Source organism: Curtobacterium sp. Curtsp57 (assembly GCF_047324335.1).
Classification (GTDB): Bacteria; Actinomycetota; Actinomycetes; order Actinomycetales; family Microbacteriaceae; genus Curtobacterium.
In genome coordinates, this window is record NZ_CP168511.1 from 2326068 (window position 1) to 2352336 (window position 26269).

The 26269-nt window shown below is 69.9% G+C and carries 26 protein-coding genes and 3 tRNA genes; 7 read left to right on the top strand and 22 right to left on the bottom strand.

The features are described 5' to 3' along the window. The first annotated feature begins 52 nt into the window (after positions 1-52). Complete coding sequence (locus tag ACEN9V_RS10865; RefSeq protein WP_402727705.1) at positions 53-235, top strand: hypothetical protein; 183 nt, start codon at positions 53-55, stop codon at positions 233-235. A gap of 138 nt (positions 236-373) precedes the next feature. On the opposite strand, the gene ACEN9V_RS10870 is transcribed toward ACEN9V_RS10865, so the two are convergent. Both ACEN9V_RS10870 and ACEN9V_RS10875 read right to left on the bottom strand, forming a co-directional pair. Then, entirely contained in the window at positions 374-2896 is a 2523-nt protein-coding gene (locus ACEN9V_RS10870; RefSeq protein WP_413600326.1) for an ATP-dependent Clp protease ATP-binding subunit, read from the bottom strand. Between the two features lie 165 nt (positions 2897-3061). After that, positions 3062-3541 carry a Clp protease N-terminal domain-containing protein gene (locus ACEN9V_RS10875; protein WP_413600327.1) on the bottom strand — a complete coding sequence of 160 codons (480 nt, stop codon included), beginning with the start codon at positions 3539-3541 and terminating at the stop codon, positions 3062-3064. 71 nt (positions 3542-3612) lie between these two features. Between ACEN9V_RS10875 and ACEN9V_RS10880 the strand changes: the two genes are divergently transcribed. Further along, on the top strand, positions 3613-4545 hold the full coding sequence (locus ACEN9V_RS10880; RefSeq protein ID WP_281266464.1) for an NAD(+)/NADH kinase: 933 nt from the start codon (positions 3613-3615) through the stop codon (positions 4543-4545). A gap of 142 nt (positions 4546-4687) precedes the next feature. On the opposite strand, the gene ACEN9V_RS10885 is transcribed toward ACEN9V_RS10880, so the two are convergent. From ACEN9V_RS10885 to tilS, 15 genes are all read right to left on the bottom strand, one after another. Continuing rightward, positions 4688-5749 carry a sigma-70 family RNA polymerase sigma factor gene (locus ACEN9V_RS10885; protein ID WP_413600328.1) on the bottom strand — a complete coding sequence of 354 codons (1062 nt, stop codon included), beginning with the start codon at positions 5747-5749 and terminating at the stop codon, positions 4688-4690. A 340-nt stretch (positions 5750-6089) separates the two neighbouring features. Continuing rightward, positions 6090-6221, bottom strand: coding sequence for a hypothetical protein (locus ACEN9V_RS10890; protein ID WP_281266462.1), 132 nt, complete (start codon positions 6219-6221; stop codon positions 6090-6092). A gap of 79 nt (positions 6222-6300) precedes the next feature. Continuing rightward, positions 6301-6504, bottom strand: a complete 204-nt coding sequence (locus ACEN9V_RS10895) for a hypothetical protein (RefSeq protein ID WP_281266461.1) — start codon at positions 6502-6504, stop codon at positions 6301-6303. Between the two features lie 40 nt (positions 6505-6544). Then, positions 6545-8089: a lysine--tRNA ligase gene (lysS, locus tag ACEN9V_RS10900; protein ID WP_413600329.1), complete on the bottom strand. Its 1545-nt coding sequence runs from the start codon at positions 8087-8089 to the stop codon at positions 6545-6547. A 40-nt stretch (positions 8090-8129) separates the two neighbouring features. Beyond that, positions 8130-8606, bottom strand: coding sequence for a hypothetical protein (locus ACEN9V_RS10905; protein ID WP_413600330.1), 477 nt, complete (start codon positions 8604-8606; stop codon positions 8130-8132). A 2-nt stretch (positions 8607-8608) separates the two neighbouring features. Further along, complete coding sequence (locus ACEN9V_RS10910) at positions 8609-9301, bottom strand: Rossmann-like and DUF2520 domain-containing protein (RefSeq protein ID WP_281266458.1); 693 nt, start codon at positions 9299-9301, stop codon at positions 8609-8611. Next, positions 9298-11052 (bottom strand): PH domain-containing protein, encoded by a 1755-nt coding sequence (locus ACEN9V_RS10915; RefSeq protein ID WP_413600331.1) that lies wholly within the window; start codon positions 11050-11052, stop codon positions 9298-9300. Before ACEN9V_RS10915 ends, ACEN9V_RS10910 begins: the two co-directional genes overlap by 4 nt. A gap of 8 nt (positions 11053-11060) precedes the next feature. Next, entirely contained in the window at positions 11061-11582 is a 522-nt protein-coding gene (locus tag ACEN9V_RS10920) for a PH domain-containing protein (RefSeq protein ID WP_281266456.1), read from the bottom strand. A gap of 19 nt (positions 11583-11601) precedes the next feature. Next, on the bottom strand, positions 11602-12078 hold the full coding sequence (locus tag ACEN9V_RS10925) for a DUF3180 domain-containing protein (protein WP_413600332.1): 477 nt from the start codon (positions 12076-12078) through the stop codon (positions 11602-11604). Further along, on the bottom strand, positions 12075-12653 hold the full coding sequence (folK, locus tag ACEN9V_RS10930; protein ID WP_413600333.1) for a 2-amino-4-hydroxy-6-hydroxymethyldihydropteridine diphosphokinase: 579 nt from the start codon (positions 12651-12653) through the stop codon (positions 12075-12077). Before folK ends, ACEN9V_RS10925 begins: the two co-directional genes overlap by 4 nt. Then, on the bottom strand, positions 12650-13057 hold the full coding sequence (folB, locus tag ACEN9V_RS10935) for a dihydroneopterin aldolase (RefSeq protein ID WP_413600334.1): 408 nt from the start codon (positions 13055-13057) through the stop codon (positions 12650-12652). Before folB ends, folK begins: the two co-directional genes overlap by 4 nt. Beyond that, a complete protein-coding gene (gene folP, locus ACEN9V_RS10940) occupies positions 13054-13977 on the bottom strand; it encodes a dihydropteroate synthase (RefSeq protein ID WP_413600335.1) in 924 nt (307 codons plus the stop codon). Before folP ends, folB begins: the two co-directional genes overlap by 4 nt. 5 nt (positions 13978-13982) lie before the next feature. Next, positions 13983-15968: an ATP-dependent zinc metalloprotease FtsH gene (ftsH, locus tag ACEN9V_RS10945; protein WP_402727694.1), complete on the bottom strand. Its 1986-nt coding sequence runs from the start codon at positions 15966-15968 to the stop codon at positions 13983-13985. Positions 15969-16095: 127 nt separating this feature from the next. Beyond that, complete coding sequence (hpt, locus tag ACEN9V_RS10950) at positions 16096-16647, bottom strand: hypoxanthine phosphoribosyltransferase (protein ID WP_144765016.1); 552 nt, start codon at positions 16645-16647, stop codon at positions 16096-16098. A gap of 9 nt (positions 16648-16656) precedes the next feature. Continuing rightward, positions 16657-17676, bottom strand: a complete 1020-nt coding sequence (gene tilS / locus ACEN9V_RS10955) for a tRNA lysidine(34) synthetase TilS (protein WP_413600336.1) — start codon at positions 17674-17676, stop codon at positions 16657-16659. 64 nt (positions 17677-17740) lie between these two features. On the opposite strand from tilS, the gene ACEN9V_RS10960 reads away from it, so the two are divergent. Continuing rightward, a complete protein-coding gene (locus ACEN9V_RS10960) occupies positions 17741-18232 on the top strand; it encodes an inorganic diphosphatase (RefSeq protein WP_133519645.1) in 492 nt (163 codons plus the stop codon). Between the two features lie 104 nt (positions 18233-18336). On the opposite strand, the gene ACEN9V_RS10965 is transcribed toward ACEN9V_RS10960, so the two are convergent. Further along, positions 18337-19746 (bottom strand): NlpC/P60 family protein, encoded by a 1410-nt coding sequence (locus ACEN9V_RS10965; RefSeq protein WP_413600337.1) that lies wholly within the window; start codon positions 19744-19746, stop codon positions 18337-18339. 32 nt (positions 19747-19778) lie between these two features. Next, the gene (locus ACEN9V_RS10970) at positions 19779-21065 is read right to left on the bottom strand and encodes a M23 family metallopeptidase (RefSeq protein ID WP_413600338.1); all 1287 of its coding nucleotides are present in this window, start codon (positions 21063-21065) and stop codon (positions 19779-19781) included. Positions 21066-21388: 323 nt separating this feature from the next. Between ACEN9V_RS10970 and ACEN9V_RS10975 the strand changes: the two genes are divergently transcribed. The 3 genes from ACEN9V_RS10975 (at position 21389) to ACEN9V_RS10985 (ending at position 21680) form a co-directional block, all read left to right on the top strand. Further along, positions 21389-21461 (top strand) — tRNA-Glu (locus ACEN9V_RS10975). 68 nt (positions 21462-21529) lie between these two features. Continuing rightward, positions 21530-21606 (top strand) — tRNA-Asp (locus tag ACEN9V_RS10980). 1 nt (position 21607) lies between these two features. Continuing rightward, positions 21608-21680, top strand: a tRNA-Phe gene (locus tag ACEN9V_RS10985). Between the two features lie 59 nt (positions 21681-21739). Here the strand turns inward: ACEN9V_RS10985 and ACEN9V_RS10990 are convergent. Continuing rightward, entirely contained in the window at positions 21740-22750 is a 1011-nt protein-coding gene (locus ACEN9V_RS10990; RefSeq protein ID WP_413603054.1) for an aldo/keto reductase family protein, read from the bottom strand. Between the two features lie 265 nt (positions 22751-23015). On the opposite strand from ACEN9V_RS10990, the gene ACEN9V_RS10995 reads away from it, so the two are divergent. Then, on the top strand, positions 23016-24014 hold the full coding sequence (locus ACEN9V_RS10995) for an SDR family oxidoreductase (RefSeq protein WP_413600339.1): 999 nt from the start codon (positions 23016-23018) through the stop codon (positions 24012-24014). A gap of 45 nt (positions 24015-24059) precedes the next feature. Here the strand turns inward: ACEN9V_RS10995 and rocD are convergent, their stop codons facing one another. Beyond that, the gene (rocD, locus tag ACEN9V_RS11000; protein WP_413600340.1) at positions 24060-25292 is read right to left on the bottom strand and encodes an ornithine--oxo-acid transaminase; all 1233 of its coding nucleotides are present in this window, start codon (positions 25290-25292) and stop codon (positions 24060-24062) included. Beyond that, positions 25292-26185, bottom strand: coding sequence for a dimethylargininase (gene ddaH, locus ACEN9V_RS11005; protein WP_348639036.1), 894 nt, complete (start codon positions 26183-26185; stop codon positions 25292-25294). Before ddaH ends, rocD begins: the two co-directional genes overlap by 1 nt. Positions 26186-26269: the final 84 nt, after the last annotated feature.

A 26269-nucleotide genomic window follows, 5' to 3' on the forward strand; every position in this document is an offset into this window, starting at 1 on the left:
CGGAGCCCCCGTGCTGGGAACGGCACGGGGGCTCCGGCGTACCGTCCGGCTCATGGACAAGGAAACCAACCCGGAACAGCACGAGGGCAACGGCTCCCTCGCGGATCTCAACGACGAGTCCATCGGGCGTCCCTTCGACCAGACCAACGGTCTGGCCGACGGGCTGGCCGGTGACTCCGACGGCACGGCCGACAGCGACGTCGCCAGCGACGCCGAACGAGGCGACCAGCTCTGACCCACCCGACACAGGACAGACGGGAGGCCCGGTGCCAGCTGGCACCGGGCCTCCCGCGCGCGTTCCGCTGATGTGACGCGCCAGCGGCACGCGACGCCAGCGCCGACCGAGCCTGCGAGGTCGGTCAGTGAATCGGTTCTAGGACTCGATCTCGCCCTGCGGAGCGGCTTCCGTTCCGGACTCCACGGCGGCTGCGCCGGCGAGGACCTCTTCGCGGCCCGGCTGACGCCCGGTCTCGAACTCGAACTTGCCGTCGATGAAGTCGACCTTGACGTGGTCGCCAGCGGTGAGCTCACCCTGCAGGATGTGCTCGGACAGCTGGTCCTCGACCTCGTGCTGCATGGCACGACGGAGCGGGCGGGCACCGAGGGCGGGGTCGAACCCGACCTTGATGAGCTGCTCCTTCGCCGGCAGCGTGAGCTCGACGGTCATGTCGCGGTCGAGCATGCGGTCGGACAGACGCTTCACGAACAGGTCCACGATCTGCAGCAGCTCGGACTGCGAGAGCTGCGGGAACACGATCGTGTCGTCGACGCGGTTGAGGAACTCGGGCTTGAAGTGCTTCTTGAGCTCCTCGTTCACCTTCGAGCGCATGCGGTCGTAGCCGACGCCCGAGTCACCCTCGACCTGGAAGCCCACCGGGCCACCGGCGATGCCCTGCGAACCGAGGTTCGTGGTCATGATGATGACGGTGTTCTTGAAGTCGACCACGCGGCCCTGACCATCGGTCAGTCGACCCTCTTCGAGGACCTGCAGCAGCGAGTTGAAGATGTCCGGGTGGGCCTTCTCGATCTCGTCGAAGAGGACCACGGAGAACGGCTTGCGGCGCACCTTCTCGGTGAGCTGGCCGCCCTCTTCGAACCCGACGAACCCGGGAGGGGCACCGAACAGGCGCGAGACGGTGTGCTTCTCGCCGAACTCCGACATGTCGAGGGAGATCAGCGCGCCCTCGTCGTCGAACAGGAACTCCGCGAGCGCCTTGGCGAGCTCGGTCTTCCCGACACCGGTGGGGCCGGCGAAGATGAACGAGCCGGAGGGACGGTTCGGGTCCTTGAGGCCGGCGCGGGTGCGGCGGATCGTCTTGGAGAGGGCCGAGATGGCCTCTTCCTGACCGATGACGCGCTGGTGCAGGGCCTTCTCCATGAAGACGAGGCGCGAGGTCTCCTCTTCGGTGAGCTTGAACACCGGGATACCGGTGGCCTGCGCCAGGACCTCGGCGATGATGCCCTCGTCGACGGTGCCGGACGCGGCGACGTCACCGGCACGCCACTGCTTCTCGAGGCGGAGCCGCTCGCCGAGGAGCTTCTTCTCCTCGTCGCGCAGGCTCGCTGCCTTCTCGAAGTCCTGCTCCTCGATGGCGGCTTCCTTCGAACCGCGGACCGTCGAGATCTTCTCGTCGAACTCGCGGAGCTCCGGCGGCGCCGACAGGATCGACAGACGCAGGCGGGCGCCGGCCTCGTCGATCAGGTCGATGGCCTTGTCGGGCAGGAAGCGGTCCTGCACGTAGCGGTCCGCGAGGTTCGCCGCGGCGACGATGGCGCCGTCGGTGATGGACACCTTGTGGAACGCCTCGTACTTGTCGCGGAGGCCCTTGAGGATGTTGATCGCGTGCGGGAGCGACGGCTCGTTGACCTGCACCGGCTGGAAGCGACGCTCGAGTGCTGCGTCCTTCTCGAAGTGCTTGCGGTACTCGTCGAGCGTGGTGGCACCGATGGTCTGGAGCTCACCGCGGGCGAGGAGCGGCTTGAGGATCGACGCGGCGTCGATCGCGCCCTCGGCTGCACCGGCTCCCACGAGGGTGTGGATCTCGTCGATGAAGACGATGATGTCGCCGCGGGTGCGGATCTCCTTCGTGACCTTCTTGAGGCGCTCCTCGAAGTCACCGCGGTAGCGGGACCCGGCGATGAGCGAGCCGAGGTCGAGCGAGTAGAGCTGCTTGTCCTTGAGCGTCTCGGGCACGTCGCCCTTGACGATCGCCTGGGCGAGGCCCTCGACGACGGCGGTCTTGCCGACGCCGGGCTCCCCGATCAGGACGGGGTTGTTCTTGGAGCGGCGGGAGAGGATCTGCATGACCCGCTCCATCTCCTTCTCGCGCCCGATGACCGGGTCGAGCTTGGCGTCGCGCGCGGCCTGGGTGAGGTTCCGACCGAACTGGTCGAGGACCTGCGAACCCTGCTGGGCGTTCTGCTGCTGCTCGCCGCCGACGGCGACCGCTTCCTTGCCCTGGTAGCCGGACAGGAGCTGGATGACCTGCTGGCGGACGCGGTTGAGGTCGGCACCGAGCTTGACGAGCACCTGGGCTGCGACACCCTCGCCCTCGCGGATGAGGCCGAGGAGGATGTGCTCGGTGCCGATGTAGTTGTGGCCAAGCTGCAGCGCCTCGCGCAGGGACAGCTCGAGCACCTTCTTGGCGCGCGGCGTGAACGGGATGTGCCCGGTCGGCTGCTGCTGGCCCTGCCCGATGATGTCCTGGACCTGCTCGCGGACGGCATCGAGCGAGATGCCGAGCGACTCCAGCGCCTTGGCGGCGACGCCCTCGCCCTCGTGGATGAGGCCGAGGAGGATGTGCTCGGTGCCGATGTAGTTGTGGTTGAGCATCTTCGCTTCTTCTTGAGCGAGGACGACAACACGACGGGCTCGGTCGGTGAATCTCTCGAACATGTGCTCTCCCTTGGCCCCTGATGACGGAGCCGACAGCTGCACCGGTCTCGTGTGAGTCCGGTCAAGTACTTCGAGAGTAACGAGCACATCGGGGCTGGTCTGCCCCTGTTCGCCGTGGGCGTGACCTTGCTGTCCTGGGTGCGCCCAGCGGCTGGGCCGACGTCGTCAGCTGCGCCGGGCAGCGCGCCGGAGGGCACGCCGGAAACGACGGGGGTCGACGCCGACCTGGTCGAGGACGTCGTGAGCAGCACCCATGAACGGGTCGTCGATGCCGTCGAGCACGGCGAGCAGCACGTGATGCGGACGGACGCGCTCGTGCGGGCCGGCGATCTGCGACGCATGCGCCAGGAGCCGCGCTCCGGCGGGGGTGCACGTGATGCGGTCGGCCTCGGACGGGTACGGCTCGGTCCCGGCACCGACGAACACACGGATGGCGTCGCGGAGGACATCGGCCGTGACGCCGTGACGCCGCAGGACGTCGCTGAACCGTGGCATGCCCGAGCAGAGCACGACCGAGGCGACGAGCAGGTGCTCGGCGTCGACGAAGCCGAAGCCGGACTGGCGGGACTCGTGCTCGGCGAGCAGGACGATCTCGCGACCGTGACGGAGGTCGGCGACGGCGACGGAGAGCGCGGCGGGCTGCATGTATGCAGAATATCTCATTGTGGCTGTCTTGAGAAGGCCTCGAACCAGGTCCGCCCGGTACGATCCGGCACATGGAGCAGCCCGTCGTCGGCCTCGTCGTCCACCCGACCAAGAACGTGCAGGAGTCCGTCACGACCCTGCAGCGCTGGAACTCCTCCGGCGCCGGCCGCCTCGTCGCGCGGCGCATCGACGCAGCCCGCATCGGTGGCACGATCGACGTGGTGGAGGACGACGACTTCACCGCGACGGTGGACCTCGTCGTCGCACTCGGCGGGGACGGCACGATGCTCGGCGCCATGCGGCTCGTCGCGAAACGCCCGGTGCCGGTGCTCGGGGTGAACTACGGCAACGTCGGGTTCCTCGTGGAGATCGAGCCGCCGGAGCTCGAAGCGGCGCTCGAACGACTGTCGAACGGCGACTACCAGCTGGAGCCGCACCACGCGCTCGAGGCCCGGCTGTCGTGGAGCGGCGCACGGACCGAGTACCTGGCGTTCAACGACCTCACCATCGTGCGGCGTCCTGGAGCCGGGCAGGTGTCCGCGGACCTCAGTGTCGGCGGGCTCGGGTACGGGTACTACCGAGCGGACGCGATCGTGGCAGCGACGCCAGCCGGGTCCACCGCCTACAACTACGCGGCCGGCGGGCCCGTCCTCTCCCCCGCGCTCTCCGGCTCCGTCGTGACCCCGGTCGCCCCCATGGCGGGCATCGACCGCGCGGTGGTCCTCGCCGCGCGGGAGCGCTACCGGTTCGAGATCGCGGAGGGCACCAGGAGCGCGGCGCTCGAGGTCGACGGGCTCGTCGTCGGGGAGGTCGCCACCGGGGCGCAGATCGACATGCGCCTCCGGAAGGACGCCGGGAGCGTCGTCCGGCTCGACGCCGAGCGACACGGGCGCACCGGGCGCCTGAAGCTCAGCCTGCTCGATCTGCCCGTCCGCCCCGACCAGCTCGTCGAGCTCATCCCGAGCGACCTCCGGCAGAAGCTGCGTCGCGAGGCCGAGGACTGAGCCCACCCGCTGACATGAGTGTGGCCCGTCCGAGCAGTGCTCGAACGGGCCGTCCCATCACCCCACCGGATCGCCTTCCCACAGAACGACCCGGTTTCCCCGAGCCGACGCCGTTGCGGGCGTCGGCCGAAGTGCTGCCGACCTACTCGGTCAGGTAGAGCTGCATGTCCTGCGAGACCGCCTTGGCGAACAGGCGCAGCTTGGCCCGCGACTCCACGCGGCTGACCGCCTGGCGCGTCGTGTGCACGATCTTCGAGATCTCGTCGAGCGTCATCGGCTTGTCGTCGTCGAGGCCGTAGCGCATGCGGATCACGTTCGCCTCGTCGCTCGGGAGCTCCGCGACGATCGAGCGGATGTCGCGGTGCAGGAGCGTCGTCTCGGTGAGCTCGTTCGGGGACGCGGCGTCCTCGTCCTCGATGAAGTCGCCGAGTTCGCTGTCGTCGGAGTCGCCGACGACGGTGTGGATCGAGACCGGCTCGTGCGAGCGGCCCTTGAGGTCCACGAGTTCCTCGACGGACATGCTCAGCTCGGCTGCGACCTCTTCCGGCGTCGGCGCGCGGCCGAGGTCGACGGTGAGGTCACGCTCGGTGCGCGAGATCTTGTTGATCAGCTCGACGGTGTGCACCGGGATGCGGATCGTGCGGGCCTTGTCGGCGAGGCCACGCGAGATGGCCTGACGGATCCACCAGGTGGCGTAGGTCGAGAACTTGTAGCCCTGCGTGAAGTCGAACTTCTCGACGGCGCGGACGAGGCCGAGGTTGCCTTCCTGGATCACGTCCATGAAGGGCAGGCCACGCTGCGAGTAGCGCTTCGCGATGCTCACGACGAGGCGGAGGTTCGAGGTGATCATGCGCTCCTTGGCGCGCTCACCGTCGCGGACCAGCCACTTGAGCTCACGCTGCAGGGACTTCGCGAGGCCCTGCTCCGTGGCGAGCTTCTCGCCGGCGAACAGACCGACCTCGATCCGGCGGGCGATCTGTGCTTCTTCCTCGGCCGTGAGGAGCGCGAGACGCCCGATGTGGCGGAGGTAGTCGCCGACCTGGTCGACCGATGCGCCGCGGACGCCAGCGAGCTGCTCGTCCGCCTCGACCTCTGGAGCGGCGGTGTCGAGCGTGGTGCTCTCGACCTTGGCCGACTCGGTCTTCGCGGTTGCCTTCTTCGTCCGGCGCGAGGTGGTGCTCGGTGCTGCCGTTGCGATCGTCATCTGACTCTCCCTGCATTCGACGGTGATGGCCTTCGTGGGGTGATCACGAGTAAAGCGGGCGGGAGGTGTACCCCACAAACCAAACGGAATGATTCCCAGGGTTCTCCGTGCTTCACCATCGGAACCGCACCCCACGGGGTACAGCGCACGACCAGTCTCGTCCCCCGACCGCCCGGATGGCAAGGGGTCGGCCCCGTGGTTCCGGCGTTGCAGGGGTGTTTCTGGCGCATTGCAGAGGATGCACCTCGCCAGCAGAACTTCGCCGGGCATGCGAAAGGGGTACGTCGTCACGGATCGATGCGATCCGGACTCCGTACCCCGAAAAACGAACGGATGGGGGTCACCAGGAGGGTTCGAGCCACCCCTCCCGGCGCTTGGAGACCTCGATGTCGGCGTCGCGGTCGTACTCGTCGTACTCGCTCTCGATGTCGCCGACCAGGCTACGAGTGCGGAACAGCTGCGTGATGGACATGCCGACGATGCTCACACCGTGCGGCAACGCCCACGTGAACGAACGGTGACGCCGGGCGTCGAAGGGGTGAACGCTGCTGCTACTCCGCGGATGCCGGTGCGGACGCGGGGACGCCGTGCTCGCGCTCGAAGCGGGCGCGCTCTTCGGCCTCGACCTTGGCGTAGGCGGCGCGCTCGGTGCGGTCGGCCCGCATGATGGCGCGCATGACGAACCAGAACACGAGGCCGACGACGACGGTCGGCGTCAGGGCGAAGATGATCCCGGTCACGACTCCATGCGGCACCCGAGCATCCTAACCCGCCCGCTCGTGAGCAACCGACGGGCTACTTGACCAGCGGGAAGAGGATCGTCTCGCGGATGCCGAGGCCCGTGATCGCCATGAGCAGGCGGTCGACGCCCATGCCCATGCCGCCCGACGGGGGCATCGCGTGCTCGAGCGCACACAGGAACTCCTCGTCGACGCGCATCGCCTCGGGGTCGCCGCCCGCCGCGAGCTTCGCCTGCTCGACGAAGCGCTCGCGCTGCACGACCGGGTCGACCAGCTCCGAGTACGCCGTCGCGAGCTCGAACCCGCGCACGTACAGGTCCCACTTCTCGACGATGCCGGGGCGGCTGCGGTGCTCACGCGTCAGCGGTGAGGTGTCCACCGGGAAGTTCATGACGAACGTCGGGCGGTCCAGCGAGTCGATCACGAAGTGCTCCCAGAGCTCCTCGACGTACTTGCCGTGAGTGGCGTGTGCGACCTCGACGCCCTCGGCCGCGGCGAGCGCCTGCAGCTCTCCGAGCGGGGTCGACGGTGTGATCTCACGCCCGGCTGCCGACGAGAGCGAGCCGTACATGTCGATGCGCGGCCACTCGCCGCCGAGGTCGTACGTCGTCCCGTCGGGCAGCGTGACCTCGAGGGAGCCACCGGTGACGGCGCGCGTCGCGTTCTGCACGAGCTCCTGCGTGAGGTCGGCCATCTGCTCGTAGTTGCCGTACGCCTGGTACGCCTCGACCATCGCGAACTCGGGCGAGTGCGACGAGTCGGCGCCCTCGTTCCGGAAGTTCCGGTTGATCTCGAAGACCCGGTCGATGCCGCCGACGACGGCGCGCTTCAGGAAGAGCTCCGGTGCGATGCGCAGGAACAGCTCGGTGTCGAACGCGTTCGAGTGCGTGACGAAGGGACGGGCCGAGGCGCCACCGTGCTGGGTCTGCAGCATCGGCGTCTCGACCTCGAGGTACTCGTGGCCGGTGAAGGTCTGGCGGAGCGACGCCATCACGGCGGCACGGGCACGGACGGTCTCGCGGGCCTGGTCACGGACGATGAGGTCGAGGTACCGCTGGCGGACCCGGGTCTCCTCGTTCAGCTCGTTGTGCAGGTTCGGGAGCGGCAGGATCGCCTTGGCCGCGATCGCCCACTCGTCGACCATGATCGACAGTTCGCCACGACGGGACGAGATCACCCGACCGTGCACGAACACGTGGTCGCCGAGGTCCACGAACTCCTTCCAGCGCGCCAGCGACTCCTCGCCCACCTCGGCGAGCGACACCATCGCCTGGATGCGGGCGCCGTCGCCGGACTGCAGCGTCGCGAAGCAGAGCTTGCCGGTGTTGCGGGAGAACACGATGCGGCCGGCGACACCGACGACGTCATCCGTCTCGACCCCGGTCTCCAGCTCGCCGTACTGCGCACGCACCGCGGGGATCGTCGTCGTGATCGGGAGCTCGGCGGGGTACGCCTCGATCCCGGACTCCAGCAGACGTGCCCGCTTGTCCAGCCGGACCTGTCGCTGCTCGCTCGTCTCCTGCTCGGCGAGCGCGACGGCGTCGGCGAGCGCGTCGGCGGGTGCAGCGGCGGTCTCGGGGGTGACGGTCTCGTCGGTCATACGGGTGCGGCTCCGGAGGTCGTGGGGGTGCAGGGGAATGCTACCCGCGGGGCGCGGCATCCCCGGAATCGACGGACCCGTGGCCCGCCCCGGGCGCGAACGCACCGACGGGCGGCCGCCCCTGCGCGCGCAACACGAGCATGGTCACCGACGACCCGACGTACGCAGCGGCCACGAGCAGCATCACCGTGGTGCCGAGGACGTCGAACGCCCCGACCGTGGACGCCCGTGCGAACAGCGCGTCCGCGACGAAGTACGCCGCCAGCAGGAAGCCGGCGAACGGCCGACCGGTCATGCGCCACCACGCACGAGGCGGTTCGACGGGCTCGCCCTCGTTCCGGAACAACCGGACGCCCACGACGACGATCGCCACGAGTCCGAGGGCCGACAGGAACGGCACGGCATCGTCCGGCAGCCCGATCGCCCAGAGCAGGAGCGCGAGCAGCACCTCGACGATCACGGCGCCGACGACGTACCCGACCTTGGCCTGGGCGGTGGTGATGCGGATGGTCGCCATGGTCACAGTCTGGACTGCCCGTCGGCCGCGGCGAGCGCGTTGTCCACGGCGGACCGGACGAGCGCCCCGAGCACGCGCCCGGGGTGGTCGACACCGATGCCGGACAGCGTGCCGGCCGACTGGTCCACGATCGCGGTCGAGAAACTCACGGCGGCGCGCACGGCGTCGGCGTACGCGGGCCGGTCCTGCTCGGTCACGACGAACGGCTCGGCCCCCATCTCGACGACGAGCGCCTGGGCGATGGGGAGCACCGGCGCGGGCGCCGTGACGGCACAGTACGCATCGCGGAGTCGCGCGAGGTCCACGCTCGTGCCGGTGAACGCCATGGCCGGGTGGATCGCGAGCGGGATCGCCCCGGCGGCGAGGGCTGGACCGAGGACCCCGACGCCGTGGTCGGGGCTGGTGTGCACGACGAGCTGCCCCGCCTGCCAGATACCCGCGTCGGCGAGGCCCTGCACGAGTCCGGCGAGCTGGTCGTCCGGCACCGCGAGGATCACGAGTTCGCTGCGCTCGACGAGGTCGGGCGTCTCGAGCAGCGGCACGCCGGGGAGCAGTGCCTCCGCGCGGTCCACGCTCTCCGCGGACACCGCGGTGATGCCGACGATCGCGTGCTCCGCGTTCGCCAGGGCCGCGCCGAGCACCGGACCGACACGGCCGGCGCCGACGACGCCGACTCCCAGCCGTCCCGCCCTCATCGTGCGGCTCCTGCTGGTGGGACCTCGCCCCACCCGACGGGAGGCTCGTGGGGCCATGGTGCCGCCGCCTGCGGTTCCGCAGGGGGCGGGGCGGGCGCGTGGCGAGCCTCCAGACCGGATGGGCCGGACGTGCCGAACGCGCCGGATCGCCACCGGTGCGACGTGTCGGTGACCGCCGCCTCGACGGCCAGCCGCGCGGTCTCGGCCCACAGGCCCTGCGCGTCCTCCGCGTCGATCGCACCCACCGTCGCGTTCACCGGACCCGACACGGTCTGCACGTGCACCGTCGCGAGCCGCAGTGCCCGCTCGAGCGGCCCCTGCGACACCTTCACGCTCTGCACCCGCGGCAGCGGGACGACGACGAGCGACCGCCACACCGCACCGAGCCGGAGCAGCACGGCACCCTGCACGAACCGGTACCCGTTGCGGCGGGCCGAGAACGGTCGGAGCCACCGGCCGCGGCGGGGCGAGTGCGTGAAACCGCCCTGGCCGCCGGTCGTGGTGAGACTGTCGTCGACGACGCTGACGGCTTCGGCTGACCCCTCGCGGAGCCGGTCCATCGAGGCGGACGGACCGACGACCGCGGAGCCGACGAGTGTCGGCAGGATGATCTCGAGCACCTGCCGGACGTCGGCCGCGTCGCCGACGGGCAGCACGATCGAGGACACCTGCTGGTTGTTCGAGGCACCGTTGCCGGCGTTCGTCGCCCGGTTGATGCGGACGTCCCACCAGCCGAACGGCCGCCAGAGGAGCGGCTGCGCGACGCTCACGGCGTGGATGCGACCGGGGGGCAGGGTCTCGTTCGTCGTGGACACCAGGCCGAAGCCGATCCGGATGCCGTCCCGGGTGTCGGCGATCGTGTACTGCAGCGACCGCGAGAACTTCCGGATGTAGTACCCACCGGCGCCGATCACCGCGGGGAACAGCGACACGAGCAGGAAGTACCGGCCGGTGACGGTGATGCTGACGATGATCGCGACGACGACGAGCAGGAGGAACACCGTCGTGCCCGAGAGCACCATCGACGCGATGAGCCGCCCCGGCTTGACCTTGACGATGCGCGTGGCGTGCACGGCGGACGGGTCGAGCTCGGGCGACAGGAACTCGTTCACGCGGTCCTGCACCACGCCGTTGCTGTGGCGCTCGCCCGACTCCGCTTCCTCTTCCTGCGCACCGGAGGCGAGCACGAGGATGCGCTGCCGGAGGTCGTCCGCTGCCGTCGCCCCGAGGTACGCGAGCTGCACGTTGGCGTCGTTGCCGGCCTGCGCGATCTCGAGCTTCGCGGTCCCGAAGATCCGAGGGACGAGCGGCCGGGTGATGTTGATGCCCTGGATCCGGTCGAGCCTGGCCTTGCGGTGGTTCCGGAAGAGGACACCGGAGCGCACCTCGACGATCTCGCCGGTGACGCGGAACTCGTGCATCCGCCAGGACAGGTAGAACAGGCCGATCAGCACGACCAGGAAGCCCGCGATGCCGAGGAGCACCCACCCGACGGCGCCGTGTTCGTAGACGTAGCGGACGGGGTCGCCCTCTTCCTGGGGCCCGTCGGCACCCGGGATGAACATGTTCACGAGGGTGTCGCGGAGGTTGTTCACCACGATGCCGAGCACCACGATGAGGAAGATCCCACCGCGCAGCAGCGGGGTCAGCGGGTGCAGGCGGTGCCACTCGCCGTCGGTCAGCGGAGCGGCCGCTGCGGCGTTCCCGCTGCGTGGCGGTGCCGGCGGGGGCGGACCTGGTCGGAACGTCACGGGTCCCCCTACAGCCCGGCGCGACGGGTCTCGGCGAGCTCCACGAGCCGGTCGCGGAGCTCGTCAGCGTCCTCGGCGGGGATCCCCGGCACGCGCACGTTGGTCGACGCTGCGGCCGTCACGAACTTCAGCTCGCTCATGCCGAGCGCGCGGTCGAGTGGGCCGCGGGCGACGTCGACGAGCTGCAGCCGGCCGTACGGCACCGCCGTGAAGCGCTGCCACATCAGCCCGCGACGCAGGACGAAGTCGTCCTCGCGCAGGGCGTAGCCGATCGCACGGACCCGACGAGGGGTCAGCGCCGCGGTGACCAGGGTGACGACCGCGACCACGATGCCGATCAGGATCCAGACGACGCCTGCGGTGCGTTCGAACCCGCCGCTGACGACGCCGATGATCACGCACCCGGCGGTCACGACGACGCCGGCCAGCACCGTCTGCACGAGTTCCGTCCAGAGGAGCTTCGGCGACACCCTGGTCCAGGTGATGCCGGTCAGCCCGAGTCCCGGCTCGTCGAGTCGTTCGCGCGGCATCTGGGCCCCTCCTGGTGTCTCAGTTCGCCGTGGTGCCGCCATGCTGGTCGTCACGATCGTCGTCCGGCGGGACGATGCACATGCGCTCGGCGACGAGCGCGCACACGGTGAGCACGATTCCGCCACCGACCGCCACGGCGTTCGGCAGGGTCGAGCCTAGCGAAGGCGTCACCGAACGGGTCAGGAGGTACGCGATGAGCCCGAGCGCGAACGCGCCGAGCAGGGCCCCGATGATGCTCGAGGCCTTGGCGAGCACCACCACCCTGGTCGCGTAGAGCGGGTCCACGCGGCGCTCCGCCCTGCCCTTCACGTGCCGCCGGACGGGGACGGCCATGATCACGAGGGCGATGCCGATGAACGCGAGCGTCAGCCCGAGGGGCGACAACAGGATGAGCGTCGGGGCCTGCCGGGACGCCAGTGCGGCGTCGAGGGCGAAGCCGGCGATCACCGCGACGACGGCGACGCTGATCAGGGTGGAGGCGCGGGTGGGCTTCACGGGGTCCTCTCGCTCGTGGTCGGCCGGGAGGCTCGGGTCGGCTCCGCGAACAGGCGCGGCTCGTCGACACGGTCGGTGTCGTCGCCGAGTGCGGCGAGCAGGTCGGCGACCGGCACGGCACGCGGCCCGCCGCCGGACAGCACCGCGTCCGGGTCCGCGTCGAGCCACGGCGCGAGCACGAACGCACGCTCGTGCGCTCGAGGATGCGGCACCGTGAGGGTCTCGGTCTCGATGTGCTGGTGCACACCGGCGTCGTCCGTGATCGCGACGACGTCGAGGTCGAGGGTGCGATCACCCCAGCGGACCTCTCGGGTCCGGCCGTGGGTGTCCTCGACGAGGTGCAGGGCGTCGAGGAGCTCCTGGGGCGTCAGCGTGGTGTCCACCACCACGACCGCGTTCCGGTACCGGGGCTTCGTCCGGTCGAGTCCGTCGAGCGTCAGGGCGACCGACTCGACCTCGTGGCTGGAGGACACCGGTGCGACACCGGGGATCGCCGCGATCTCGGCGGCGGCGGCGCGCAGCGTGCTCCCCCGGTCGCCGAGGTTCGCGCCGAGGGCGATGACGGCGCGGATCACGCGGCGCCCGTCCGCTCGTCTGCCGGCTTCGTGGCCGCCTCGGCGGCTCGCTCGCGGCGGATGGTGATCGAGACGTCGGTGAACGGCACCGTGATGGGCGCCTGCGGCTTGTGCACGGTGACCTCGGTCGCCAGGGCAGCCCGGTGCGTCAGCACGGCGGCGGCGATCCGCTCCGCCAGGGTCTCGATGAGGTCGACCGGGTCGCGCTCGATCTCGGCGACGACCTGCTCGGCCAGCACGCCGTAGTGCACGGTGCGGTCGAGGTCGTCGGAGCCGGCGGCAGCGCGGGCATCGACCTCCACCGCGACGTCGACGACGAAGTCCTGTCCGTCGGCGCGCTCGTGGTCGAAGACGCCGTGGTGGCCGCGGGCGCGGACCCCGACGAGGCGGATGGTGTCGTTCACGATCGAGCTGCCCTCCAGGCTTCCCAGACGTCGAGCACCGCGCGGGTCGGTGCGGGGTCGTGCACGCGGACGCCCCATGCCCCGCGTTCGGCGGAGAGCAGGCTGATGGCGGCGGTCGCGAGGTCACGGTCCTTCGGCGGAGCGCCCACCGGGCTGCCGACGCCGTCCAGGAAGCGCTTGCGGGACGCGGCGACGAGCACGGGGAGCCCGATCGACGCGAAGCGCTCGTACCCGGCCAGGATCTCCCAGTTCTGCACGCCCTGCTTCGCGAACCCGAGCCCCGGGTCGATGACGACCTGCTCCTGCCGGACCCCGAGCACGATGAGCTCCGCGACGCGCATCTCGACCTCGCGACGGACCTCGTCCACCGCGTGCTCGTACACGGCGTCGCGGTACATCCGGTCGCTGTGGCCACGCCAGTGCATCACCACGAAGCCCGTCCCCGTGGATGCGACGACGCGCGCCATGTCCGGGTCCGCCAGGCCGCCGGAGACGTCGTTGACGATCGCGGCGCCGAGTTCCACCGAACGCTCGGCGGTGTCGGCGTTCATGGTGTCGACGCTCACCACGATCCCCTCGGCGACGAGCTGGCGGACGACGGGCAGCACGCGCTCCTGCTCGACGGCCAGCGGGACCCGGTCGGCACCGGGGCGGGTGGACTCCCCGCCGACGTCGATGATGTCGGCCCCAGCGGCGACGAGCTCGCGCGCGTGCGCCAGGGCGGCGTCGATCCCGAGGTGCAGGCCGCCGTCGGAGAACGAGTCCGGCGTCACGTTGAGGATGCCCATGACCCGGGTGCGCTCGGGCGTCGGAGCACCGCGGTCACGGCGACGGCGCACGACGACCTCCGGCACCGGTTCCGGTGCTCGGAGGTCGATCGCAGCGAGTCGGCGCGAACGTCGCGTCGGCAGGTCGGACATCCGGCTTACGCGGGGGCGATACCCGGGTTGCCGAACGGACGGTGACGACGGGTCTTCGACGGCTCGTCGGTCGTCTCGGCCGCGGTGTTCGCCGCCTTGCCGGGGACCTCGATCGCGGGCAGGTCGCTCACCGGGCGCTTGTCGCTCGACAGCCACTGCGGGCGCTCCGGCAGCTTCCTGACGTCCTTGAAGATCTCGACGAGCTCCGGCGCGTCCAGCGTCTCCTTCTCGAGGAGCTCGCCGGCCAGACGGTCGAGGATGTCGCGGTTGTCGTTGAGCACCTGGTAGGCCTCGTCGTGCGCGGACTCGAGCAGGGCACGCGTCTCGGCGTCGACCATCTCGGCGATGTTCTCCGAGTAGTCGCGACCGGTGCCACCGCTCATGTCACGGCCGACGAACGGCTCGCTCGATCCCGAGCCGAGCTTGACGGAACCGACGGCCTGGCTCATGCCGTACTCGGTGACCATCTTGCGTGCGGTACCAGTGGCCTTCTCGATGTCGTTCGACGCACCCGTGGTCGGGTCGTGGAACACGATCTCCTCGGCGACGCGACCACCCATGGCGTAGGTGAGCTGGTCGAGGAGCTCGTTGCGGGTGACGGAGTACTTGTCCTCCAGCGGGAGCACCATCGTGTAGCCGAGGGCGCGGCCGCGCGGCAGGATCGTGATCTTCGTGACCGGGTCCGTGTGGCGCATCGCCGCTGCCGCCAGGGCGTGGCCGCCCTCGTGGTACGCGGTGATGAGGCGTTCCTGGTCGGACATGATCCGGGTGCGGCGCTGCGGGCCGGCCATCACGCGGTCGACGGCCTCGTCGAGGGCACGGTTGTCGATGAGCTGCGCGTTCGAGCGGGCGGTGAGGAGTGCGGCCTCGTTGAGCACGTTCGCCAGGTCGGCACCGGTGAACCCGGGCGTCTTGCGGGCGAGGAGCTCGAGGTCGACGCTCGCGGCGAGCGGCTTGCCCTTCGCGTGCACCTCGAGGATCTGCTTGCGGCCCTGCAGGCTCGGCGCGTCGACACCGATCTGGCGGTCGAAGCGGCCGGGGCGGAGGAGCGCGGGGTCGAGGACGTCCGGACGGTTGGTCGCGGCGATGAGGATGACGTTCGTCTTGCCGTCGAAGCCGTCCATCTCGACGAGGAGCTGGTTGAGCGTCTGCTCGCGCTCGTCGTTGCCACCGCCGATGCCGGCACCGCGGTGACGACCGACGGCGTCGATCTCGTCGATGAAGACGATGGCCGGCGAGTTCGCCTTGGCCTGCTCGAAGAGGTCACGGACACGGCTCGCACCGACACCGACGAACATCTCGACGAAGTCCGAACCGGAGATCGAGTAGAACGGCACACCCGCTTCGCCGGCGACGGCTCGTGCGAGCAGCGTCTTGCCGGTTCCGGGAGGGCCGTACAGCAGCACGCCCTTCGGGATCTTCGCGCCGACGGCCTGGAACTTCGCCGGCTCCTTGAGGAACTCCTTGATCTCGTGGAGTTCCTCGATCGCCTCGTCGGAGCCCGCGACGTCGGCGAACGACACCTGCGGGTTCTCCTTGTTGTTCATCTTCGCCCGGGACTTGCCGAACTGCATGACCTTCGAACCGCCGCCCTGGGCGCTCGAGAGCAGGAACCAGAACAGGGCTCCGATGAGCAGGAACGGCAGCAGCGTCAGGATGAGCGTGAAGAACCAGTTCGACTGCTGGACGGTGTCGTTGTAGCCCTTCGGCAGGTCGGCCTTGGCGACCGCCTCGACGACCTCGGTGCCGCGCGGCGTCGAGTAGTAGAACTGCTCGGTGGCGCCGCCGTCCTTGAGGACGAGGTCGACGCGCTGGTCGGTCGAGTTCACGACCGCGGAGGAGACCTTGCCGTCGGCGAGCTGTTCGAGGCCCTTCTGGGTGTCGATCTGCTGGGTGCCGGACTGGGAGATGAACGCCCAGCCGATCCAGATCCCCACGATCGCAATGAGCACGTAGATGTACGGCCCGCGGAGGATGCGCTTGAAGTCCATGTGATCCGGGCGCCAGGGCCCGACACCTTTCTCTGCCGAAGTTGCGTGCTGATCAGCATACGGCCGCGATTCTGTGGCGAGAATGGGTGTCCTCTGCGGGCGAACTCCCCGTTCGCCGACGATCCGTCTAGGAGTAGACGTGCGGGGCGAGGACCCCGATGCCGCGCAGGTTGCGGTACCGCTCGTCGTAGTCGAGACCGAATCCCACCACGAAGGCATCGGGGATGTCGAAGCCGACGTACTTCACGTCCACCTCGACCTTCGCCGCCTCTGGCTTGCGGAGGAGCGCGACGATCTCGACGCTCGCGGCTCCACGGGACGCGAGGTTCTGCTTGAGCCAGGACAGCGTCAGACCGGAGTCGATGATGTCCTCGACGATGATGACGTCGCGACCGTGCAGGTCGGTGTCGAGGTCCTTGAGGATCCGCACCACACCGGACGACTTCGTGCCGGAGCCGTAGGACGACACGGCCATCCAGTCCATCTTCGCCTGGAGCGTCAGGTGGCGGGAGAAGTCGGCCATGACCATGACCGCGCCCTTCAACACACCGACGAGCAGCGGGTCCTTGTCCCCGTAGTCACGGTCCACCGCCGCGGCGAGCTCGGCGATCTTGTCGTCGATCTGCTCGGGGGTGAAGAGCACTTCGGAGAGGTCGTCCTGCACGTCGGAGAGTTCCACCGGGACAGCCTAACTCGCTGCGAACAACAGACGATCCCCGCTCCGCGACACCTGCACGCCGGGGAGGTCGATCGGCCCCTGCCCGCTCCACTCGGTGACGAGTCGGCAGACCTCGAGCGTCTGCACCCTGGACAGCGTCACGCCGAACTCGCTCTCCACCGCGAGCCGGACGAGCCGCTGCCGGAGGGCAGGCGGGTTCGCGTGCAGCTGCCGCACGGACAGCGAGATGCCGGCCTCGGAGTGCTCGGCGAGGTCCTCGGCCATCTCCTGCGCGAAGTGGTCGAGCGCCGCGGAGTCCTCCCGCAGCTGGTCGGCCGTGCGGGCCAGTGCCTCGTGCACGTCGGCGCCGAGTTCGCGCTCGAGCACCGGCATCAGGGTGTTCCGGACGCGCACCCTGGTGAACGCCGGGTCGTCGTTCTGCGGGTCGTGCCACGGCGCGAGCCCGGCAGCGGCGCACGCCTGCCTGGTGGTGTGCCGCCGCACCGTCAGCAGCGGCCGGCCGTAGGCCGGCCCGGCGTCGCGGACCGCCAGCGGGCGCATGCCGGACAGGCTGTCCGGCCCGCTGCCGCGCAGCAGGCCGAGCAGCACCGTCTCGGCCTGGTCGTCCAGGGTGTGGCCCAGCAGCACGAGCGGTGACCCGGTGGCGGACGCGACGTCCGCGATCGACGCGTGCCGAGCCTCCCGTGCGGCGCCCTCCGGACCACCTGCGGTGCCGACCGCGACCCTGCGGACCTCCACCGGGTCCAGGCCCAGCTCGGATGCCTGCCTGGAGGCTCGGCTCGCCACCGCCTCGGAGCCCGCCTGGAGCGCGTGGTCGACGACGACCGCGCCGGCCAGGAGTCCCTGCTTGGGTGCCTCGAACGCGGTCGCCGCGGCGAGTGCGAGCGAGTCGGGTCCGCCGCTCAGCGCGACGAGGACCAGGTCGCCGGCGTGCACGAGGTCCTGGTCGATCGCCTGCGCGAGGAGGTCGCGGACCGCGCGACGGGTGTCGGCGACTGCGGGATCCAGCCGGGGACGCGGAGAGTTCACCCGGTAACGTTAGCCGCGCTTTCGGAACCTCCGACAGACCCATCGACAAACCAGGAGTGCACACATGGCCGCGTACGACGTCGTCGTCGAGATCCCCAAGGGCAGCCGCAACAAGTACGAGGTGGACCACGAGACCGGTCGCGTGTACCTCGACCGCGTGCTGTTCACGTCGTTCGTCTACCCGACGGACTACGGCTTCTTCGAGAAGACGCTCGCGGACGACGGTGACCCCGTGGACGCGCTGCTGCTGCTCGAGTACCCGACCTTCCCCGGCGTCGGCGTGAAGGTCCGCCCGGTCGGCGTCTTCAAGATGAGCGACGAGGCCGGCAACGACGCGAAGGTCCTCGTGGTCCCCGCCAAGGACCCGCGCTGGGCGCACATCCAGGACATCTCGGACGTCGACGAGCAGACGAAGGCCGAGATCGCGCACTTCTTCGAGCGCTACAAGGACCTCGAACCGAACAAGTGGGTCAAGGCCGAGGGCTGGGGCGACGCCGCCGAGGCCGAGGCGATCGTGACGGCCGGCCAGGCCGCGTACGTGCCCGGCTCGCACTGACGCAACCGCGCGGGGCTCGCTCGCGCGGTCCTCGCTCCGCCGGATGCACCCGGTAACGACAAGTGCGCACGCGCCCGCGTGCGCACTTGTCGTTTGTCCGAGGGTTACAGGGAGCCGGACGGGCGTGCGACGTACGGCAGCAGCTGGCTCGGGGTCCAGATCGCGCGCTCGACGACGCCGACACCGGGGCGCGCGGCCTCGACCATCATCCCGCCGCCGGTGTAGATCGAGTCGTGGTACCCACCGGACGCGGTGCCGTTCGACGAGTAGAAGAGGATGTCGCCCGGCTGCCGCTGCGAGAGCGGCACGAGGCGACCGATCGACGCGAAGTGGTTGTACTGCCAGACCACGTTGTGGCCGCCCGTGGTGATGCCCTGGGAGTTGTACGCCATCATCACCAGGCCGGAGCAGTCCCACGTGTTGGGGCCGGCGCCGCCGAGGACGTACGGCTTGCCGAGCTGTCCGCGGGCGTAGGCGATCGCTCCGGCGGCCTTCGACGGCGACGGTGCGGGGTTGCTCGGGGCGGGGTTGCTGGGCGCCGGGGTGCTCGGTGCCGGGTTGCTCGGCTTCGACGGCGCGGGGTTGTTCGGCTGGGACGGCGCGGGGTTCGACGGGCGGCTCGGCGTCGCGGGGTTCGAGGTGCCGGGGTTCGTCGCGCCGGTGTTCGAGCCGGTGTTCGTGCCGGTGTTCGAGCTCGGCTTCGCGGCGCTCTTCGACGGGGTGGTGGTGGTCGTGGTCTGCGACGCCAGCTGCGCCTCGGCCTGCTTCGCGCGCTGCTCGGTGTAGTACGCGCTCTCGGTCGCGACGGTCGTGCCCTTGAGGAACGCGAGCTGCTCGAGCACCTCGTTCTGCTGACTCTGCGCCTCGTCGAGCTTCGCGTTCGCGGACGCCGCCGTGTCGTTGGCCGCGTCGAGCGCGGACTTCGTGGCGTCGGTCGCCTTCGCGAGCGCCTTCGTCGCCTGGGACTTCTGCGCGGCGAGGGAGTCGACCGTCCGCTGGTCGGCCTTCGCCTGCGCCAGCACGGTCGCCGAGCGCTCGGACAGGTGCGACATCGTGCCGACCTGGTAGAGCAGGTCCTTCGCGTCCGATGCGTCGACGAGCATGCTCGTGGACAGGTCACCGCCACCGGTGCGCGAGAGCTCGACCACGAGCGCTGCGACCTGCGACGCGGAGTCATCCGCCTTCGTCTTCGCCCGCTTGGCCTGCGCGCTGAGGTCGTCGAGCGTCGACTGCGCCTCCTGCTGCTCCGACGCCGCGAGCGCGTACGTCTGGCCCGCCTGCTGCACCACGATCCCGGCCTGGTCCGCCGAGTCCTGCAGCGAGGACAGGCGCGAGGCGAGCTCGTCGACCGTCTGCTGCGTCTCGGCCTGGTCGGCCTTCGCCGCCTGCACGTCCGCCCACGACGGGGCCTTGGGTGCCGCCTCGGCCGGTCCGGCGATCGTGACCGAGAGCCCGATGCCGAGCAACGAGACGGTCGCGATCCCGCAGGCGAGGGAACGTGCAGGCTTCTTCATGTGGTGTCAGGGCCTCTCGGGCGCGCACACGGTCATACCGAGATCCCCCGCGCTGCCATGAAGGGGACCGGGTCGACGGCGGCGCCGTTCACCCGGGTCTCGAAGTGGAGGTGGCACCCGGTCGACCAGCCGGTCGAACCGACCTGGGCGATCTGCTGCCCGGCGGAGACGTGCTGGCCGCTCGCGACCATGATCCCGCCGTTGACGATGTGCCCGTAGGCGGTGGAGATGCCGCCGCCGTTGTCGAGCACGACCTCGTTGCCGTAGCCGCCGCCGTTGCCCGCGAAGGTCACGGTGCCGTCGTGGGCCGCGTAGATCGGGGAGTAGCAGGCGGGGGCCAGGTCGACGCCGGCGTGCAGCGCGTGCGCTCCGGTGTACGGGTCGATGCGGTAGCCGTACGGGCTCGTCTGGTACCCGGCGCTCGGGCGGACCCAGCCGGACGCGTTCGCTGCGCCGCCGCCGGTCCCACCGCTCGCCGCAGGCGCCTGGGCAGCCGCCTTCGCCGCGGCCTCCGCGCGAGCCTTCGCCAGTGCCGCCTGACGGGCCTTCTCGGCGGCGACGCCCTTGTTGTACTTCGCCTCGACGTCGGACGCGTTCGAGGTCAGCAGGGTGAGCTGCGCCTCGAGCCGTGCCTGGTTGCTGTTCTGCGCGTCGACGGCCTTCTCGGCCGCATCCGCTGCGGTCTGTGCGGCCTGCATCTTCTGCTGCGCGGCGTCGGCGAGGTCACCGAGCGCCTTCTTCGCGACGTCCGACTTGTCCGCGAGGGCCTGTGCGGTCCCCCGGTCCTGCGTTGCCTGCGAGTAGATGCCGTCGGCCTGCTCGCTGAGCTTCGACATGGCGCCGAGCTCGTAGAGGTAGTCCTTCGAGTCGGTCGGGTGCGTCAGGAGGTCCGTCGTGACGTCGTTCGCGCTGGCCCGGCCGAGCTGCGCCGCGAGCTGACCCGCCTGCTGCTCCGACTGGGCCGCCGTCTTCTCGGCCTCGTCCGCCTGGGTCTGCAGCTTCTGCTGCTGGAGCGTGGCCTCGTCGTACTTCGTCTGCGCCGTCTGGTACGCCGTCCCGGCAGCGTCCGCCGACTTCTGCTTCGCCGCGGCGTCCGCCTTGAGGTTCGAGATCAGGCCCTTGATCTCGGTGACCTTCTCCTGCTGTGCGGCCTGCGACGCCTTGGCCGCCTGCACGTCGTTCCAGCTCGGGTAGCTCGCCGCCGAGGCCTGCTCGACCGGGGCGATCGCGGCAATGGTCCCGGCGGTGAGCACGACGGCGACCGCTGCGGCGATGAGGCGGCGACGGTAGCTGAGGGACTGCGAAGGTGAGGTCGACATGTATCTCGATTTCGTAACAGCGCGGCAAGGCTCACGCACGTAACACTGTTAACAAACGCAACAGTAACAACAGGTGCCGGCCCACTCCAGCCCCTCGGATGAGGGGCACGGGCCGACGACGATGGCCGCACTCGGCCATCGACGGCACAGGATCGCCAGGAGTCTCTCCCACGATCGGAGCAGTTTGCTCCACGGTGAGTGAAGCTGCGGCATGTGTACGGAGACCCGCGACACGCCGGAAGGACGCACGTCCGGGGCCCCGATTTGTCATCGGGGCGGGGCATCCGTATGCTTGTCCATCGGTAGCGCGATGCACTGCTTGCGGCCCTATCGTTTAGTGGCCTAGGACACCGCCCTTTCACGGCGGCAGCACGGGTTCGAATCCCGTTGGGGTCACTCTCCGGAGTGAGCAAGTAACGTAGTGCAGAGCAACACCGGAACGACAGCAAGACACAACACAACATGGCCCTGTAGCGCAGCTGGTTAGCGTGCCGCCCTGTCACGGCGGAGGTCGCGGGTTCAAGTCCCGTCAGGGTCGCCACGGCTGGATAGCTCAGTTGGTAGAGCGTTCGACTGAAAATCGAAAGGTCCACGGATCGATGCCGTGTCCAGCCACGGTGAAAGGCCCCTCACGCGAGTGAGGGGCCTTTCGCCGTTCAGGCCTCTCGGGTCCTTCAGGCCTCTCGGGTCTTCGGCGAGCTGTCGTTCGTCTTCGCCGGGTCCCGCTCGACGACGCCACCCAGGACATCGTCGATCCGCGAGAGCAGCTCTGCCGGGATCGTGACCCCCGCGGCGCCGGCGTTGTCCTGCACCTGCTCCGGACGCGATGCGCCGATGATCGCCGACGCGACGTTCTCGTTCTGCAGCACCCACGCGACCGCGAGCTGCGCCATGGACAGGTCGAGCTCCTTCGCGATGGGCTCGAGCTCCTGCACGGACGACAGCACGTCGTCGCGCATGAACCGCTTGATCATGTCCGCGCCGCCCTTGTCGTCGGTGGCACGCGAGCCCTCGGGCAGCGGCTGGCCCGGCTTGTACTTGCCCGTGAGCACGCCCTGCGCGATCGGCGACCAGACGATCTGCGAGATGCCGAGTTCCTTCGAGGTCGGGACGACCTCGCCCTCGATGACCCGCCAGAGCGCCGAGTACTGCGGCTGGTTCGAGATCAGCTGGAAGCCGAGCTCCTTCGCCAGCGCCGCACCTGCGCGCAGCTGCTCGGCAGTCCACTCGGAGACACCGACGTAGAGCACCTTGCCCTGCCGGACGACGTCGGCGAACGCTTGCATCGTCTCCTCGAGCGGGGTCTCGTAGTCGAAGCGGTGCGCCTGGTACAGGTCGACGTAGTCCGTCTGCAGGCGACCGAGCGAGCCGTCGATCGACTCGAGGATGTGCTTCCGCGACAACCCCGTGTCGTTGTGCTGCTTGGGTCCGGTCGGCCCGAAGACCTTCGTGGCGATCTCGAGCGACTGCCGGCGCTCGCCCTTGAGTGCTTCGCCGAGGACGGTCTCGGCACCGGTGTTGGCGTACACGTCGGCGGTGTCGAACGTCGAGATGCCGACGTCGAGCGCTGCCCGGACGCAGGCGATGGCGGCGTCGTTCTCGACCTGGGACGCGTGGGTCAGCCAGTTGCCGTAGGTGATCTCGGAGACCTTGAGGCCCGAGTTGCCGAGGTAGCGGTACTCCATGTGCGTGTCACTCCTGTCGTGGCCGCGTCGGTGCGGCTCGGTCGTGACGCTAGTCCCCAGGTCTCGTGCGCTCATGGATGCGCCGCCAAGCGACGAGTGACAGGACGAAACCCCGGCGATGTGGCCTGAGCCAGTGATCGTTCCGGGGTCTTCACGTCGACGACAGCAACGCAGTTTCGTCCCGGCCACACCTCCGCAGCGAGGACGAGGCGCTCCGCAGCCGAAACTGCGCGACCCCGTCCGCACGACGTGGTTTCGTGGACCCATGACCAGCAACGGAGCGAGTGTCCTGTTCATCGGCGGAAGCGGCGTCATCAGCGCGGCGTGCGTGCACGAGGCGGTGTCGCAGGGCATCGACGTCACGGTGCTGAACCGCGGCACCACCGACGCGCGGCAACTGCCCGACGCCGTCACCCGGCTCCGGGCCGACGTCTCCGACCGGGCGGCGCTGGCGGACGCCCTCGGCGACCGACACTTCGACGCCGTCGTCAACTGGATCGCCTTCACGCCGGACCAGGTGCAGGCCGACATCGACTTCTTCGCCGGCCGGACGAACCAGTACGTCTTCATCAGCTCGGCCTCGGCGTACCAGACCCCCGCGACGCACCTGCCGATCACCGAGTCGACCCCGCTGAAGAACCCCTACTGGCAGTACTCCCGCGACAAGATCGCCTGCGAGGAACTGCTCCTGCAGGCGTACCGCGAGCAGGACTTCCCGGTGACGATCGTCCGGCCGTCGCACACCTACGACGAGACGAAGCTCCCGCTCACCGGCGGGTGGACCGCCGTCGCCCGGATGCGCGCCGGCAAGCCGATCATCATCACCGGCGACGGCAGCTCGCTCTGGACCCTGACGCACAGCCGCGACTTCGCCGTCGGGTTCACCGGCCTGCTCGACCGCGACGAGGCGATCGGCGAGGCGTTCACGATCACGAGCGACGAGGCACCGACGTGGGACGCCATCGCGCGGACGATCGCCGACGCGGCCGGGGTCGACGACCTGAAGATCGTGCACGTTCCAGCAGACGCGATCGCTGCGGCTGACGCCGAGTGGGGCGCAGCACTGCTCGGCGACAAGGCCAACAGCTCGGTGTTCGACAACAGCAAGATCCGCGGGCTCGTGCCCTGGTACCGCCCACGCACGACGTACCGGCAGGGCGCTCGCGAGGTCATCGCCTGGTTCGAGGCACACCCGGAAGCCCAGGTCGTCGACGAGCGACTCGACGCGCTGATGGACGAGCTCGCGGAGCGCTGGGCGGTCTGACCGCGGGCCCGCACCGGCCGGGAGGCTCGGTGCGGGCCCGGCAGGTCAGCTGCGGTCGCGCAGGACCGACTCCAGGGCCCCGATCGCCATGGCGATCTCGTCGTCGGTCACGACGAGCGGCGGCGCGAAGCGGATCGTCGACCCGTGGGTGTCCTTGACGAGGACACCACGCTCGGCCATCGCCGTCGCGATCTCTTTGCCGGTGCCGAGTGCCGGGTCGATGTCGATGCCCGCCCAGAGCCCGGCGACGCGGTGCGTCACGACGCCCTTGCCGACCAGGTCGTCGAGCAGCCCACGGAGGACCGGCTCGCCGGCGAGTGCCCGCTGCTGGAAGGTGCCCGCACCGAGCATCGCGACGACCTCGGAGCCGACCGCCGCGGCCAGGGGGTTCCCGCCGAACGTGGAGCCGTGCTCACCCGGGCGCAGGACGCCGAGCACGTCGCGGGAGCCGACCACCGCGGACACGGGGACGATCCCGCCACCGAGTGCCTTGCCGAGGGTGATGAGGTCGGGACGGACGTCGACGCGCGACACCGCGAGGGTGTGCCCGGTCCGCCCGAGCCCCGACTGGATCTCGTCGGCGACGAACAGCGCGCCGAACTCGTCGCAGATCGCCCGGACCGACGGCAGGTAGTCCGCTGGTGGGATGACCACGCCGCCCTCGCCCTGGATCGGCTCGACGAGCACGGCGACGACGGTGTCGTCCATCGCGTCCCGCAGCGCCGACGCGTCGCCGTACGGCACCGTGCGGAACCCCGGCGTGTACGGCCCGAAGTCGTCGTGCGCGACGGGGTCGTCCGAGAACGAGATGATCGTCGTCGTCCGGCCGTGGAAGTTCCCCGACGCGACGATGATCGTGGCCTTGCCCTGCTGCACGCCCTTCACCCGGTAGCCCCAGGCCCGCGACACCTTGATCGCGGACTCGACGGCCTCGGCCCCGGTGTTCATCGGGAGCACCGTGTCGGTGCCCGTCAGCTCGGCGAGCCCCGCGGCGAACGGCCCCAGCTGGTCGTTCACGAACGCGCGGCTGGTCAGCGTGACGCGGTCGAGCTGCGCGCGGGCGGCATCGAGCAGCCTGGCGTTGCCGTGCCCGAAGTTCACGGCGGAGTACGCCGCGAGACCGTCCAGGTACCGCTTGCCGTCGACGTCCGTCACCCACGCGCCGTCGCCTGACGCGATGACGACGGGCAGCGGGCTGTAGTTGTGCGCGAGGGCGCGGTCCTCGACGGCGAGCGCCGCGGCCGTCTTCGTGCCGAGCGCGGTGCTGGACCCGGTCATCAGACGGACCGGGCCACGGACGTGCCGGTGCCGACGGGGTGCAGGTCGAGCGTGCAGCACTTCACGCCGCCGCCGCCGAGCAGCAGCTCGGACAGGTCGACGCCGATGGGGTTGTAGCCCTTCTCGCGCAGCTGCGACGCGAAGGTCGTCGCACGCGAGGCGATCACGACGTTGTACCCGTCGGAGTACGAGTTCAGGCCGAGGATCGCGGCGTCCTCCTCGGTCGCGATGATCGCGTCCGGGAAGCGCTCGCGGAGGATCGCCAACGACGGCTCGTCGAACGCGCTCTCGAGGTACGCGATGTTCGACTTGCCCTCGGCGTCGGGCTCCGGGTCGAGCACGGCGATGGCGGTGTCGAGGTGGTAGAAGCTCGGGTTGATGAGCTTGAGGGTGATGACGTCGCGGCCGTAGACCTTCGCGATCTCGTCGTGCGAGGTGCTGTCCGACCGGAACCCGGTGCCGGCGAGGATGACGTCGCCGACGAGCAGGAAGTCGCCCTCGCCCTCGTTCGTCTCGACGGGCTCGGCGACGCGGAGGCCCGCCTGGCGGAACCAGTCCATGTACGCGGGGCCCTCGGGCTGGCGCTCCGGGTACTGGAACTTGGCGCCGTACGCGACACCGTCGAGGACGAAGCCACCGTTCGCCGCGTAGACCATGTCGGGCAGGCCGTCGATCGGGTCGATGAGGTGGATCTCGAAGCCGAGGCCCTGGTACACGTCGTACAGGTCCTGCCACTGCGCGACGGCCTTCGAGGTGTCGGTCGGATCCTCGGGGTGCATCCACGGGTTGATCCGGTAGCTCACCGTGTAGAAGTCCGGCTTGCACATCAGGATCGTGCGCTTCGTGGCGGTCCGGAACGGTGCCGTGGTGGTGGCGGGTGCTTGAGTCGACACTGGAGTCCTCCTGGGACTTCGGGCCCGAGCCTGCCAGGAACCACCTCGAGAGATCTCGGTGAGATGCAGGCTCACTCACCGTGT